The organism is Stenotrophomonas sp. YJH_SMC_46, from assembly GCF_059370315.1.
Genome location: NZ_JCAFTO010000002.1, coordinates 368,394 through 380,847, shown reverse-complemented (window position 1 = coordinate 380,847; position 12,454 = coordinate 368,394). Strand labels below are relative to the sequence as shown.

Annotated in this window: 16 protein-coding genes; 9 read left to right on the top strand and 7 right to left on the bottom strand. The window is 67.7% G+C overall.

Features of this window, described 5'->3' with window-relative positions; all coding sequences use genetic code 11:
• Positions 1-10 precede the first annotated feature (10 nt).
• The gene (locus AC5P8C_RS06775) at positions 11-910 is read right to left on the bottom strand and encodes a LysR substrate-binding domain-containing protein (protein WP_233653670.1); all 900 of its coding nucleotides are present in this window, start codon (positions 908-910) and stop codon (positions 11-13) included.
• A 98-nt stretch (positions 911-1,008) separates the two neighbouring features.
• On the opposite strand from AC5P8C_RS06775, the gene AC5P8C_RS06770 reads away from it, so the two are divergent.
• A complete protein-coding gene (locus tag AC5P8C_RS06770; RefSeq protein WP_495218475.1) occupies positions 1,009-1,152 on the top strand; it encodes a hypothetical protein in 144 nt (47 codons plus the stop codon).
• Positions 1,153-1,159: 7 nt separating this feature from the next.
• Here the strand turns inward: AC5P8C_RS06770 and AC5P8C_RS06765 are convergent, their stop codons facing one another.
• Positions 1,160-1,726 carry a GIY-YIG nuclease family protein gene (locus tag AC5P8C_RS06765; protein WP_019660817.1) on the bottom strand — a complete coding sequence of 189 codons (567 nt, stop codon included), beginning with the start codon at positions 1,724-1,726 and terminating at the stop codon, positions 1,160-1,162.
• 129 nt (positions 1,727-1,855) lie between these two features.
• Between AC5P8C_RS06765 and AC5P8C_RS06760 the strand changes: the two genes are divergently transcribed.
• Positions 1,856-2,638 (top strand): D-alanyl-D-alanine carboxypeptidase family protein, encoded by a 783-nt coding sequence (locus tag AC5P8C_RS06760; RefSeq protein ID WP_495218626.1) that lies wholly within the window; start codon positions 1,856-1,858, stop codon positions 2,636-2,638.
• Positions 2,639-2,651: 13 nt separating this feature from the next.
• On the opposite strand, the gene AC5P8C_RS06755 is transcribed toward AC5P8C_RS06760, so the two are convergent.
• Together AC5P8C_RS06755 and AC5P8C_RS06750 are read right to left on the bottom strand one after the other, a co-directional pair.
• Positions 2,652-3,245 (bottom strand): TetR/AcrR family transcriptional regulator, encoded by a 594-nt coding sequence (locus AC5P8C_RS06755; protein WP_019660819.1) that lies wholly within the window; start codon positions 3,243-3,245, stop codon positions 2,652-2,654.
• A gap of 16 nt (positions 3,246-3,261) precedes the next feature.
• Positions 3,262-3,858: an NAD(P)H-dependent oxidoreductase gene (locus AC5P8C_RS06750; RefSeq protein ID WP_019660820.1), complete on the bottom strand. Its 597-nt coding sequence runs from the start codon at positions 3,856-3,858 to the stop codon at positions 3,262-3,264.
• 125 nt (positions 3,859-3,983) lie between these two features.
• On the opposite strand from AC5P8C_RS06750, the gene AC5P8C_RS06745 reads away from it, so the two are divergent.
• Complete coding sequence (locus tag AC5P8C_RS06745) at positions 3,984-4,517, top strand: hypothetical protein (RefSeq protein WP_049407907.1); 534 nt, start codon at positions 3,984-3,986, stop codon at positions 4,515-4,517.
• 57 nt (positions 4,518-4,574) lie between these two features.
• Here the strand turns inward: AC5P8C_RS06745 and AC5P8C_RS06740 are convergent, their stop codons facing one another.
• Positions 4,575-5,402: an isocitrate lyase/PEP mutase family protein gene (locus AC5P8C_RS06740; protein ID WP_019660821.1), complete on the bottom strand. Its 828-nt coding sequence runs from the start codon at positions 5,400-5,402 to the stop codon at positions 4,575-4,577.
• A 164-nt stretch (positions 5,403-5,566) separates the two neighbouring features.
• On the opposite strand from AC5P8C_RS06740, the gene AC5P8C_RS06735 reads away from it, so the two are divergent.
• The 4 genes from AC5P8C_RS06735 (at position 5,567) to accC (ending at position 9,014) form a co-directional block, all read left to right on the top strand.
• Entirely contained in the window at positions 5,567-6,295 is a 729-nt protein-coding gene (locus AC5P8C_RS06735; RefSeq protein WP_495218474.1) for a DOPA 4,5-dioxygenase family protein, read from the top strand.
• 359 nt (positions 6,296-6,654) lie between these two features.
• Positions 6,655-7,098, top strand: coding sequence for a type II 3-dehydroquinate dehydratase (gene aroQ, locus AC5P8C_RS06730; RefSeq protein WP_019660823.1), 444 nt, complete (start codon positions 6,655-6,657; stop codon positions 7,096-7,098).
• A 58-nt stretch (positions 7,099-7,156) separates the two neighbouring features.
• Positions 7,157-7,636, top strand: a complete 480-nt coding sequence (gene accB / locus AC5P8C_RS06725; protein ID WP_019660824.1) for an acetyl-CoA carboxylase biotin carboxyl carrier protein — start codon at positions 7,157-7,159, stop codon at positions 7,634-7,636.
• Between the two features lie 10 nt (positions 7,637-7,646).
• Complete coding sequence (gene accC / locus AC5P8C_RS06720; RefSeq protein WP_019660825.1) at positions 7,647-9,014, top strand: acetyl-CoA carboxylase biotin carboxylase subunit; 1,368 nt, start codon at positions 7,647-7,649, stop codon at positions 9,012-9,014.
• A 96-nt stretch (positions 9,015-9,110) separates the two neighbouring features.
• Here the strand turns inward: accC and AC5P8C_RS06715 are convergent, their stop codons facing one another.
• Both AC5P8C_RS06715 and AC5P8C_RS06710 read right to left on the bottom strand, forming a co-directional pair.
• Positions 9,111-9,485: a hypothetical protein gene (locus AC5P8C_RS06715; protein ID WP_010481078.1), complete on the bottom strand. Its 375-nt coding sequence runs from the start codon at positions 9,483-9,485 to the stop codon at positions 9,111-9,113.
• Entirely contained in the window at positions 9,482-10,447 is a 966-nt protein-coding gene (locus AC5P8C_RS06710; protein ID WP_495218625.1) for a hypothetical protein, read from the bottom strand. Before AC5P8C_RS06710 ends, AC5P8C_RS06715 begins: the two co-directional genes overlap by 4 nt.
• Before the next feature lie 163 nt (positions 10,448-10,610).
• On the opposite strand from AC5P8C_RS06710, the gene prmA reads away from it, so the two are divergent.
• Positions 10,611-11,531 (top strand): 50S ribosomal protein L11 methyltransferase, encoded by a 921-nt coding sequence (gene prmA, locus AC5P8C_RS06705; protein ID WP_233654082.1) that lies wholly within the window; start codon positions 10,611-10,613, stop codon positions 11,529-11,531.
• 42 nt (positions 11,532-11,573) lie between these two features.
• Positions 11,574-12,344: a DUF3426 domain-containing protein gene (locus AC5P8C_RS06700; protein ID WP_019660828.1), complete on the top strand. Its 771-nt coding sequence runs from the start codon at positions 11,574-11,576 to the stop codon at positions 12,342-12,344.
• The last annotated feature ends 110 nt before the right edge of the window (positions 12,345-12,454 follow it).

Sequence of the window (12,454 nt, the reverse complement as noted above, 5' to 3'; positions counted from 1 at the left end):
TGGCTCGACGCTATAAATGCGCGTCTGCCATGTGTCGCACATGCTCAGCAGCCTGCGCGTGCAACCAGTCGCGGAAGGCGAGGAAGCCGCGATGGCTGGCCGAGCGCTGCGGGTACACCAACCAATGCGGCCACGCCGTCTTCAGGCGCTGGCTGGACAGTGCGACCAGCTGGCCGGAGTCGAGCAGCAGCCTCGCCCGCGTCACTCGGCCGAGGGCCACGCCCACGCCGTCCAGAGCGGCGCGATGGTGCGCCTCCGAATCATCCAGCACCGCCACGAACCGCGCCGGCGCACTCTGCCCACTCAATGCAAACCACGCGCCCCAGGCGCCGTCCGGATCACCCAGCAGCGGCCACTGGTTCAGCGGCACGCGCTCGATCCCTCCCATGCGTTCGATCAGCGCCGGGCTGGCCATCGGCAGCAGCCACTCGTCGAACAGCGGCTCCACCACCAGGCCCGGCCACTGCCCGCTGCCCAGCCGCAGCGCGGCGTCGAACTGGCGCTGTCGCTCGAAGTCAATCAGGCGTTCACTCGACTGCAGGTTGATCTCGATCTGTGGATGCTCAGCAACGAAGTGCCCCAAGCGCGGCACCAGCCACGCCGACGCCATCGACGGTACCGCGCTGATCGTCAGCACGTGCTCGGCGCGTGCGGCATAGGGCTGGAAGGCCTCGTTGATCGCATCCAGGTGCGGCCCCACCTGGTCGAGCAGGCGCTGTCCCTCCAGGGTGAGCGAGACACCACGCGGCTGGCGGATCAGCAGCGGCTGCCCGAGCCGCTCTTCCAGTTGCCGCATCTGATGGCTGAGCGCGCTGACGGTCAGGTTCATCGACGCTGCCGCACGCGACAGGTTGCCCAGCCGGGCGGCAGCCACGAAGCCCTGCAGGGCATGGAGCGGAGCACGGGACATCAGGCTTGAAATCCTCTCACGTCACGCTTGCGGAAATGTCGCTTCTTGCCGCTTCATGCTGCCCGTATCGTGCAATCCACTCAAGTGGAGGCGCGCTCATGAACATCTTCGGCGGTTTGTTGTTCCTGCACGGCCACGTGGCCAGCGCCGAGCTGGCACGCCAGCTGGCCGGCCCGTCCACAGCGGCTCCGCCGCGCGCGCCGCAATTGGCCACGCCGGTTCAGCGGCCGCGAACCCGTTGAACGCTCTTCAACCTGCATACCAGCGTTGGACGTGTTCAGGCAGCCACGGCATTGGATCGATATCCAATGCCCGACAACCGTCGAGGGTGTCCCGCAGCACACCCTCGCCGGGGCCGCCCGGCATCCGCAGGCCTTCCTCTTCCGGAAGCTGCACCGCCGCCCAGTCGTGCAACCGGTCCATGCGCACGCGCAGCGCAGCCCGCAGCCATGCCTTCAGCGGGAAACAGCGATAGCCCTGTTCGCCCAACGCATCAACCGCGAGCAACAACGCCCGGTTGGCACCACGTACCCACTCGGTGTGGCCTCCGGCCTTGTCCTGGACCGTCATCGGCGCCGGTGCGCGGTGCGCCTTGAACGGCGAACGCAGCTGCAGCTCCAGATCCCGCGCATCGCGCTCGCTTTCCGCTTCCACCAGTGCACCGGCGTCGAGGTCGAAGAACTCGAACCAGCGCCGGTGCAATGCGCTGATGCGTCCGAGCGGATCACGTGAAAAGCCGATCTTCGCGTAGTCTTCCCACGCACAGGGGAAGACATAGGCAAAGACACGACCGTCGATGCGGATATCCGATTGCATGTGCGCAGGCTGCCTCGTCAACAGCCCGGGCGCAACCGGGCGTTACCGTGTGCACTGCGGCGCTTGGGCAGTGCGGCTTCATGCCGCTGCGGACTATCCTTGCTGGCTGTCGCTGTCATCACCGCCGCCATGCCCTCTGCTGCACCTGCCCCCCTACCGGCCTCGTCCATCACTCTGGAAGCGGCCACCTTTGCGGTGATTCACCAGTACAACGCGGACATCGCCAGGCAACCGGCTTCGCTGACCAAGCTGATGACCGCCTATGCGGCTTACGAATGTGTGGAAGAGCGCGGGCGTTCGTGGGACGACGAAGTCCCCATCGCCGCCGACGACGTGCATGCGGTCGCCGACGATGAAACGCGCATGGGCCTGGTGCCCGGCGAGACAATCTCCCTGGCGCGCCTGCTGGAAGGGTTGATGGTGGTTTCCGGCAATGACGCTGCATTGGCGATCGCGCGCCACCTGGACGGATCGCAGGCGGCATTCCTGGAACGCATGAACCGGCACGCACGCCAGCTCGGGCTGGGCAGCACCTGTTTTGCCAGCGTGTCGGGCATCACCACACCGCACCATGCCTCCAGCGCGCGCGACATGGCGGTGCTGGCCGCCCGCCTGTTGAACGATCATCCGCAGATCCTGGCGATCACCGCGCAGCGCGCGTTCGCCCATGGCAGCTTCAACCGCAGCAACCAGAACGCCCTGCTCGGCGAAGACGGCGTGGACGGCTTGAAGACCGGCTACACCCAGGCCGCAGGCTTCTGCCTAGCCGCCACCGCGTGCCGGCCAGTACCCGGGCGGGACCAGCCGGTACGGCTGATCACCGTGGTGCGGGGCTCTGCAAGCCGCGACGCGCGCGACGCACTGGTGCGCGACCGGCTGGCCGCGGGATTCGCCGCTCTGGCCGGCGGCTGACCGCTCGTGCGGCTCAGCGCCGCTTGACCGTCGCCACGATTAGCCGCTGCAGCTCGGCCACGGCACCGGCCTTGTCCAACGCGCCGGCAACAACACCCTCTGAAAGGGCTTCAGCCGCACCGAGGATGGCCCAGCGCCCCGCCAGCGACACCGTGCCGCCGGTTGCGAACGGGCCCAGCCAGACCTGGCAGTTGTCGATGAAATCCTGCTGGTAGCGCCGTCGCACCTCATACAGTTCCGGCGCCCCCACCAGCGCGGCGAGGATGCCTTGCACTTCGCTCCCCTGGCTGAGGACGCAGTCGATGTAGCCGGAGGCGATGGCCGCCGCCCGATCGACCAGTTGCGACCGGGCGCGGCCGATGCGCTCGTGGAAGACCACGGTCTGGCGTCCGTCATAGTCATCGTAGAGCGCCGCCAGCAAGCCATTGCGGGTCACGAAGTGATCGTAGGCCACAGGCTTGGTCACGCCCGCCGCCTCGGCCAGCCGCCCCAGCGTCAACGCTCCGGTACCTTCTCCGCGAACCAGTGCCCAGGCCACATCCAGCAACTGGCGGGTGCGTTGCTCCCGGGTCATTCGGCGGCGCGTGGGGGTGGCGTTGGCGGGCATCGGCGGAGCACGGCGATCAGCGCATCGGAACACCGATTTTACGGCCGATCGCCAGCGCGGTCTGCAGATGCGCTTCAGCGGCACCGGTATCGGCGTCCAACAGCAGGTCGGACGACAGCACGCGTGCGCCGCAATAGTCGAAGATGCCCATGTCGATCTGCGTCCTCATTGCCGCGTCGTAGCCACGACGTTCGACCATGGCTGCGTCGGCGCCGCCCAGCGCCACCAGATGCACATTCAGGCGCTGCAGCTTCTTCACCAGCCTGCCCTGCGCGTCCTGCGCGTAGGCCCAGTCGTTGGTGAACACACGGTCGATCCAGCCTTTCAGCAGCGCCGGGAACGACCACCAGTACAACGGGAACACCAGCACCAGCGTATCGGTGGCATCCAGCCTCGCGTGCTCGGCAGCGACATCGGCGGGTACCGCGCCGGTGCTGCGGAACAACGCCTGGTCCTGCGGGTTGAAGCGCGGATCGAAGCCTTCGGCCATCAGGTCGGCATAGGCCACGGTGTTGCCGGTGTCGGCCGCGGCAATGGCATCACCGATGCGACGCGCCATCGCGTGGGTCAGTGAACCGGGCTCAGGGTGGGCGATGACAATGAGGCTGTGCATGGGGATCTCCAGGCATCAATACCTACCAATGGTAAGTATCGATTCCGGGGAAACCAGCGCCACCGATGGGACGCTGTTTTCGCGTCCAACGTATAGTGCGGCGGTTCCCGCTGAGCTGCCCGACGATGCACCGGTATCTGCTTGCCCTTCTGCTGGCCCTGCCGATGGCAATGGACGTTACGCCCGCGCTGGCCGGTGAACTCAGTCCGGAAGACTCGGCCGCATTGCGCAAGGAGGTGCAGGCGATGATGGGCGCCTTCGCCCGTGGCGATACCGAGCTGATCATCGCGCGTACCCATCCCAGCCTGAAGCAGCTGGCCGGTGGCGACGAGGCCTATGCGCGGGCGACCCGCGACACGGTGAAGGCGCTGCGCAAGGCCGGCGTCACCATCATCAGCGACGAGGCAGGCGTGCCGGGCCGCACCTATGCGGCCGGTGACGAGGAAGTCTGCTTCGTACCGCGCCAGTCACTGCTGCGCGTGCGCGAAGCGCCGATGCGCAGCACGTCATTCATGGTTGCTGTGCGACGCGTCGGTACAACGCAATGGCGCTATCTGGACGGCGCGGCGATGCTGGACAACCCGGCACTGCTGCGGCAACTGCTGCCGGCGCTGGAGCCGGGCGTGACGCTGCCCAGGGGTGGGATGGAAGCGCTGTAGTCGCAGGCGCGCGTCCATCCACGCCCGGGCTGGATCCATTGCAGGCCTGGGTGTGTGTCAGCGGAACAGCGCGTTCAACGCCGCGCCCGAAGCCGCCTGCTGCAGGCCATCGAAGCGTCCGTCCTGCACGATCGGCTGGGTCGCCTGCATCAACCCACCCCACGCAGCTCGCGCCAGCGCACCGCCCAGGCTGACCCGTCGCACGCCGAGTGCGGCGATGTCCTGCAGGCTCAGCGGTGTCGGTCCACCCACCAGCAGGTTCACCGGCTTCGCCCCCGCAGCGGCAACCACCGCGCTGATCTGTTCGCGCGTGCTGACGCCCGGTGCATACAGCACATCGGCGCCGGCCTCGGCATAGGCGCGCAGGCGCTGCAGGGTGTCCTCCAGATCCGGCACGCCAACGAAGAAATTCTCGGCCCGCGCGACCAGCAGCACATCGACCCCCGCGCGGTCGATGGCCGCACGTGCTGCACACAGTCGCTCGACCGCCTGCCCGATCGGCCGCAGCGGCGCATCGGCCACGCCGCTGGCGTCCTCGATCGACAGCGCCGCGATACCGGTGTCGATGGCCGCCGCCACCGCCTCGCCCACTGCCTGTGGCGTGGCGCCGAAGCCATCACCGAAGTCGGCATTCAACGGCAATGGGGTCGCTGCCGCCATCAGCCGCAGATGTTCCAGTGTGGCCTGCAGCGAAACCGCCCCATCCGGCCGCCCTTCACTCCAGGCGCAGCCGGCACTGGTCGTGGCCAGTGCCTGGAAGCCCTGCCGCTGCAGGTAGCGGGCGCTGCCCACGTCCCACGGATTGGGCAGCACGAAACAACCGCGCGCATGCAGCTGGCGGAAACGCGCGCGCTTGCGCTGGGTGTCGGCATCAAGCGAGGTCATGGCGGGTTCCCGGGCGGCGGACCTGCACCCTAGCCCGCCCCGCGGCGGCACTCAATCACGGCGTGGGCCAACGTGCATGAGGTGATGCCGGCTGCTTATTGGACACCACCGTGCACGCTGCCCGAGCGTGCTTGCCTGCCACACAGTGCCCCACGGAGCCCCAGATGCGCCCGGACCCGCAGACCCTGATCGATGCCGGCGACGATGACGCCCATTGGGCCGACCTGCTTTCACCCGCGCGCCGTCGCCTGATCGCGTCGGCCGGGCTGGCCGCTGGCGGCCTGGCCAGCGCGTCGGCTGCCACCGCAGCCGCGCGCAGCGACAACGCCGTGAACACCACCGAACCCGGGCGACCCGGCTTCCGCGCCATCGTTCCGCCGGCGCCCGAGGGCCGCAGCCCCTGGGGCCAGGCCACGGCCAGCGAGCCTACCCCGCGCCCGGCCAGCGTGCGTCCCGGCGAGGCCACGCTTCCCACGCGCCCGCGCGCCTACACCGACATCAAGAGCTACCACGCTCACATCTACTTCGATGAGGACAGCTTCGAAAAGGCCGCGCTGCTACTGCGCTGGGCCGCCGAGCGGTTCCCGGTGGAGCTGGGCAACTGGAACCTTGAGCCGCGTGGGCCGCATGTCACGCCCTCGTTCTATTTCGGCTTCACCAACGACCTGCTCCCCGTGCTGGTGCCCTGGCTGCAGCTCAACAGCCTGGGCCTGACCATCCTGATCCATCCCAACACCGGGGACGGCCGCGCCGATCATCTGTATTACGCGTTGTGGGTGAACCGCGCGCAGCCGGTCAATGCCTACAACTGGCCGGCGCCGAAGCCCGGGCAGCCGGAACCGCTGGAAGAGGTGTTCCCGAACGTGGTGCCGACGGTGCCGCTGGAGACCTGACCCGCCTTTCCGGTGGGTGCGTAGCTTGCTGCGCAACCTGGGCCTGCCCTTCGGTGCGTACGTAGCTTGCTGCACATGGAACTTCCTTCATCCACGCATGGCGTGGATCTACTGACCGGCAGCCCGTCGCCCGCGCTTGGCGCGGATCCCCCGGCGTGGCCCATGCCGCCATCGTCGGCCTACGTGCATCCATCCCCCGCCCGCAAGGCATTCAGCGCGCCTTGATCCGCCGCCCCGCATAGGGCCGCAAGCGCTTCCGCAGATTTCAAACGTTCGATTGAAACGCTGCAAACTTCGCCGAACTGGACAGCATCCGCCGGTTCCGCCAGACTGCCGCCCTTTCCCGTCTTCCGGATCCCATGGCGAAGCTGCTGGTCCTGCACGGCCCCAACCTCAACCTGCTCGGCACCCGCGAGCCGGAGGTCTACGGCCACACCACGCTGGCCGACATCGACCAGGCCCTGGTTGCCCAGGCCTCGGCCGCCGGGCACGCCGTAGAGAGCCTGCAGTCCAACGCCGAGCATGTACTGGTGGACCGCGTGCAGGCCGCACGCAACGACGGCACTGCCTTCATCCTGATCAACCCCGCCGCGTTCACCCACACCTCAGTGGCCTTGCGCGATGCGCTGGCGGCGGTGGCGGTGCCGTTCATCGAAATCCACCTGTCCAACCCGCATACCCGCGAACCGTTCCGCCAGCACAGCTACTTCAGCGACAAGGCGATGGGCGTGGTGTGCGGCTTCGGTGCCGACAGCTACCGCTACGCGATGGACGCGGCGCTGCTGCGGGTATCCGCCACCTGATTGTCGACCCGGGCGCCCACGGCGCTCTCCTCACCTAGAAGAAACCAAAGAGGCCCTCATGGATCTGCGCAAAATCAAGAAGCTGATCGACCTGCTGGAAGAGTCGAACCTGGCTGAGATCGAAATCAAGGAAGGCGAAGAGTCGGTGCGCCTGTCGCGCGCGCCGGTGGCCGGCTACGCCGCCCCGGTCGCCGCCCCGGTGTATGCCGCTCCGGCCGCTCCGGCGGCGCAGGCGATGCCGATGCAGTCGCCGACCGAAGCCTCCACCGGCGGCACCGCCAAGCCGGGCCCGGCACTGCCGGAAGGCCACGTGCTGCGCTCGCCGATGGTCGGCACCTTCTACGCCTCGTCCGCCCCGGACAAGCCGGCCTTCGTCACCGTTGGCCAGCAGGTCAAGGAAGGCGAGACCCTGGCCATCATCGAAGCGATGAAGATGTTCAACCCGATCGAAGCCGACACGTCCGGCACCATCGTCGCCATCCTCGGCGAGAACGGCCAGCCGGTCGAATTCGACCAGCCGCTGTTCGTGATCGGCTGAGGGGCACGCCATGCTCGACAAAGTCGTCATCGCCAACCGAGGGGAGATCGCGCTGCGCATCCTGCGAGCGTGCCACACCCTCGGCATTCGCACGGTGGCCGTGCACTCCACGGTCGACCGCAACCTCAAGCACGTGGCCATGGCCGACGAGTCGGTCTGCATCGGTCCGGCGCCGTCGCCGCAGAGCTACCTCAACATCCCGGCCCTGATCGCCGCCGCTGAAGTCACCGACGCCCAGGCCATTCACCCGGGCTACGGCTTCCTGTCGGAGAACGCCGACTTCGCCGAACGCGTGGAGGAGTCCGGCTTCATCTTCATCGGCCCCAAGGCCGACACCATCCGCATGATGGGTGACAAGGTCGAGGCCATCCGCGCGATGAAGGCCGCCGGCGTGCCGTGCGTTCCCGGCTCGGGCGGCCCGCTGGGTGAGGACATCGTCGCCAACACCAAGATCGCCCGCGAGATCGGTTACCCGGTCATCATCAAGGCGGCCGGCGGTGGCGGTGGTCGCGGCATGCGCGTGGTGCACGCCGAAGCCTCGCTGAAGACCTCGATCGAAACCACCAAGAGCGAAGCCAAGGCCGCGTTCGGCAATGGCGAGGTCTACATGGAGAAGTTCCTGGAGAATCCGCGCCACGTGGAAATCCAGGTGCTGGCCGACGGCCAGGGCAACGCCATCCACCTGGGCGAGCGTGACTGCTCGATGCAGCGCCGCCACCAGAAGGTGGTGGAAGAAGCGCCGGCACCGGGCATCACCGCCGAGCAGCGCGAGCAGATCGGCAAGGTGTGCGTGGAAGCCTGCATCCGCATCGGCTACCGCGGCGCCGGCACCTTCGAGTTCCTGTACGAGGACGGCCGCTTCTACTTCATCGAGATGAACACCCGCATCCAGGTGGAGCATCCGGTCACCGAAATGGTCACCGGCATCGACCTGGTGGCCGAGCAGCTGAAGATCGCCGCCGGCCAGAAGCTGTCGATCAAGCAGAGTGACGTGGTGCTGACCGGCCATGCCATCGAATGCCGTATCAACGCCGAGGATGCAGAAACCTTCGTGCCGAGCCCGGGCACCATCACCGGCTTCCATCCGCCGGGCGGTCCCGGCGTGCGCGTGGACACCCACATCTACAGTGGCTACCGCGTGCCGTCGAACTACGACTCGATGATCGGCAAGCTGATCGTGCACGGCCCGGACCGCGAAACCGCCATTGCCCGCATGCGCGTGGCACTGAGCGAAATGGTGGTCGATGGCATCAAGACCAACGTCGCGCTGCAGCAGCGGATCATGCGCGACAAGGGCTTCCAGGCCGGTGGCCAGAACATCCACTACCTGGAAAAGCGTCTTGCCGAGCGCAAGAACAAGCCGATCGCACTGACCTGATCGGCGCCGCGTGCTGGACATGAAAAGGGCGGGGATATCCCCGCCCTTTTCCGTTGCTGCAGCGCCGAGCCCATGCCCGGTGCTACAGCAGGCGCGTCAGCGCTTGTCGGCAGCTTCGGCCGGGATCTGCGAGTTCGCCAGCGGACGCACGCCGTTGGGCGAGGTCGGGTCGACGATCACCATGGTCTCGGTCGAACCATCCGGCCACACCACCTGGAAGGTGCTGCCCGCCGGCAGCGACGCAAACGGCATGCCGCTCTGCGCCCGATAGACCGCGGCCACCTGGCTGGCACCGGCACGGCGCACGTCTTCCTGCGCCTTCACAGTAGTCAGTTCCACCTTCGACAGATGCCGGTAGCGATCTTCATAGGTATCGATCATCAACAGGCCAACGGCGCCGGCCGAGTAGGCCACGAACAGGGCCACCCAGAACCAGAACTTGGCCCCGTGCAGGAATCGGCGGTAGTTCATTGCTCGTTCCTCTTTCCAACCAATCGCTTGATCCATTCCTTCATCTTCCCAGCGCCCTGCCGCGATACCGCAGCGTCATACACGAAATCCCGGAAATCCTGCGTACCATCCTGCGAACAGATCCCTCCGTTCGCACAAAAACTGTTGACCAGCACACTGTCTGCCCCACACGGTAGACCGAGTTCGCAGGCCGCGAGCCGCCATGCGAGTTCACTCAGCTGCTCGCCCGCCACCAGCCCGCTGAGCGCGCGGTCACCCGAGGCACGCACGCCCATCCCCGGAGCGATGGCCATGAAGGCCTCCGGGTCGCGCGAGGTGCGCACCCGTTCAACCAGGTCACGGCGGTACTCGGGACTGTCCTGCAGCGGTTCGCCCTCGGCGAACAGGGCAGCCTCGGCAGCCAGGTTGCCCTGTGCAGCCGCCTTGCGCCGTTCGGACAGCACCAGGGCCGTGCCCAGCTTGTCGCCCGGCACGAACCCGCCGCAACGCTGCGCGACGCGTTCGCGCGCCTTCTCCATCGCCGGTGCGGCAGTCAGGCCCAATCCGGCCAGCACGTTGTTGTCCAGGCGGTAGCCACCCGGATCGACCGCATACTGCGCGCAATAGTCGTAGACACGGCTGAGCATCCAGCGCGCCTCGTGATTGCCTTCGTCCGCCTGCGCACGCAAACGCTGCGCATAGGCGTAGAGGTCGGTGGCCTCTTCGAGATCAGCGCGGATATCCAGGGGCAGCCCGGACGGCAATGCACCGCCACGCTCGAAGGGTGCCAGCCGGCGCGCGAGCGCCTCCGGCATCACCGGCAGCGGTGCCGCACTGTCAGTGGCCGCCCCCCCAACCGCCAGATCCGCCGAGGCTACCGAAGAAGCCGGAGCATGGCCGCTGGCCCGATAACCGGCCACGCCCAGCACGGCCACGGCCGGCAGCACGAGCAACCAGGTTTTCAGGGTAGGAGCGAAGGCCATCGGCGGCGGCGGGCGATACGGCACACAGGAAAGCACGAAGTTTAGCAAGGCCCGACGGGCCTGTCTGAACGGGCTTCGTTCATCCAGGCACAGCATCTCAGGCAATACGGAGACGCTCCGATGGTCTAGCATGGCCCCCTTTCCCGCGATTGCCCCCACCACCATGCCGTTCCTGGAACTGACCCTGCGCTGCACCGAAGCCACCCAGCCCCGCTATGAAAATGCGCTGGAGGACGTGGGTGCACTGGCCGTGACCCTGCTCGATGCCGAGGCCGATACCAGCAACGAACAGGCCATTCTCGAACCAGGCGTGGGCGAGACCCCGCTGTGGGACACCCTGGTGCTGAGCGCGCTGTTCCCCGCCGACAGCAACGCGCTGTTGCTGCTGGCCGCACTGGAATCCTTCGATCCGGAACTGGACTGGAGCAGCGGCAGCTTCCGCGCGGTCGAGGATGAAGACTGGGAACGCGCCTGGCTGGACCAGTTCAAGCCGATGGATTTCGGCAGCCGTACCTGGATCGTGCCGTGGAATCACGAACTGCCCGACGCCGCACAGGCCGCCGACGCCGCCGTGGTACGGCTGGACCCGGGCCTGGCGTTCGGTTCGGGTACCCACCCGACCACCGCACTGTGCCTGCGCTGGCTGGACCAGTTGGCCGTGGATGGCCTGCTGCAGGGCCAGCGCGTGCTCGACTTCGGTTGCGGCTCGGGCATCCTTGCACTGGCCGCGCTGAAGCTGGGCGCCGCTGAAGCCATCGGCGTGGACAACGATCCGCAGGCGCTGGTCGCCACCGCCGACAATGCCGAGCGCAACGGAGAACAGGCCCGCATGCACGTGTACCTGCCGCAGGACGAACCGGCCGCGACCTATCCGATCGTGGTCGCCAACATCCTCGCCTCGGCGCTGGATGCGCTGGCCGAACTGCTGGCCGCACGCGTCGCCGCCGGCGGCCGCATCGCCCTGTCCGGCATCCTGCATGGCCAGGAAGGCGAACTGCTGCAGCGCTACGCGGCCTGGTTCGATGATCTGCAGGCCACCCAGGACGGCGACTGGATGCGCATCACTGGCGTGCGCCGCGCCTGATCGTGGTTGAATGACCGCTGGATCCGAGCCCGCGCCCTGAGCATGTCCGAGCCGAACCCACCCCGCCGCCCCCTGGCCACCTTCCTGCGCAAGACCCCGGAAGGTGAGGTTGCGCCTGCGTCCGATCCGCGCATGCAGGATCAAACCGGGCAGACAACGCCTGTGGAGCAGGTGCAGGCCGAGCCCAGCAATCTGGCGCAACCACCGGCCACACAAATGCGACACGACGATGACGCTGTCATCGTTGCTGAAGCTGCAGCCATCGAACCGGCGCTGGCCGCGGTGCAGGCAACGGCGGTCACCAGCGATGCCCCCAGCTTCCTCGGCAGCGCACGCCAGCGCACGCTGCCAGCCCCCCGCTGGCACTGGCTGCTCGTCGCCGGGCTGGCGTTGTTGCTGGTCCTGCAGAGTGTGCTGGCCGACCGTGCGCGGCTGGCTGCCGACGCCGGCAACCGCGTATGGCTGGGGGCACTGTGTGGCGTGCTGCGCTGCAGCCTGCCCGCCTGGCACGAGCCCGCTGCGTTCACCATGACCAGCCGCGAGATCCGCCCCTTGCCAGGCCAGGCCGGCGTGCTGCAGGTGCAGGCCAGCATCCGCAATGATGCGCGCTGGGCACAGGCGTGGCCGGACCTGCGGCTGTCATTGTCCGATGCCGATGGCCGGGTGATCGGCAGCGGCGTGTTCACGCCCGCGCAATACCTGGGTGAGAACCCCGGCGCAGCCCTGCTGGAACCGGGCCAGAGCGCGCGCGTCGCGTTCCGGGTACAGGAGCCCGCTGCGTCCACCGTCGCATTCACCTTCGACTTTCTCTGACCGGGGGCAGGCGACCAGCCGTGGCAGGCCGGGCACGCTCGCGCTAGACTGGCCGCCACCACCTCGTCCGGCCGCGCGCTCCGCGCGCACGGGCCAACCGAATCGGGAAC

Coding starts and splice junctions, on each gene's coding strand:
- AC5P8C_RS06775 (WP_233653670.1), bottom strand. CDS start 910: ATGTCCCGTGCTCCGCTCCATGCCCTGCAGGGCTTCGTGGCTGCCGCC.
- AC5P8C_RS06770 (WP_495218475.1), top strand. CDS start 1,009: ATGAACATCTTCGGCGGTTTGTTGTTCCTGCACGGCCACGTGGCCAGC.
- AC5P8C_RS06765 (WP_019660817.1), bottom strand. CDS start 1,726: ATGCAATCGGATATCCGCATCGACGGTCGTGTCTTTGCCTATGTCTTC.
- AC5P8C_RS06760 (WP_495218626.1), top strand. CDS start 1,856: ATGCCCTCTGCTGCACCTGCCCCCCTACCGGCCTCGTCCATCACTCTG.
- AC5P8C_RS06755 (WP_019660819.1), bottom strand. CDS start 3,245: ATGCCCGCCAACGCCACCCCCACGCGCCGCCGAATGACCCGGGAGCAA.
- AC5P8C_RS06750 (WP_019660820.1), bottom strand. CDS start 3,858: ATGCACAGCCTCATTGTCATCGCCCACCCTGAGCCCGGTTCACTGACC.
- AC5P8C_RS06745 (WP_049407907.1), top strand. CDS start 3,984: ATGCACCGGTATCTGCTTGCCCTTCTGCTGGCCCTGCCGATGGCAATG.
- AC5P8C_RS06740 (WP_019660821.1), bottom strand. CDS start 5,402: ATGACCTCGCTTGATGCCGACACCCAGCGCAAGCGCGCGCGTTTCCGC.
- AC5P8C_RS06735 (WP_495218474.1), top strand. CDS start 5,567: ATGCGCCCGGACCCGCAGACCCTGATCGATGCCGGCGACGATGACGCC.
- aroQ (WP_019660823.1), top strand. CDS start 6,655: ATGGCGAAGCTGCTGGTCCTGCACGGCCCCAACCTCAACCTGCTCGGC.
- accB (WP_019660824.1), top strand. CDS start 7,157: ATGGATCTGCGCAAAATCAAGAAGCTGATCGACCTGCTGGAAGAGTCG.
- accC (WP_019660825.1), top strand. CDS start 7,647: ATGCTCGACAAAGTCGTCATCGCCAACCGAGGGGAGATCGCGCTGCGC.
- AC5P8C_RS06715 (WP_010481078.1), bottom strand. CDS start 9,485: ATGAACTACCGCCGATTCCTGCACGGGGCCAAGTTCTGGTTCTGGGTG.
- AC5P8C_RS06710 (WP_495218625.1), bottom strand. CDS start 10,447: ATGGCCTTCGCTCCTACCCTGAAAACCTGGTTGCTCGTGCTGCCGGCC.
- prmA (WP_233654082.1), top strand. CDS start 10,611: ATGCCGTTCCTGGAACTGACCCTGCGCTGCACCGAAGCCACCCAGCCC.
- AC5P8C_RS06700 (WP_019660828.1), top strand. CDS start 11,574: ATGTCCGAGCCGAACCCACCCCGCCGCCCCCTGGCCACCTTCCTGCGC.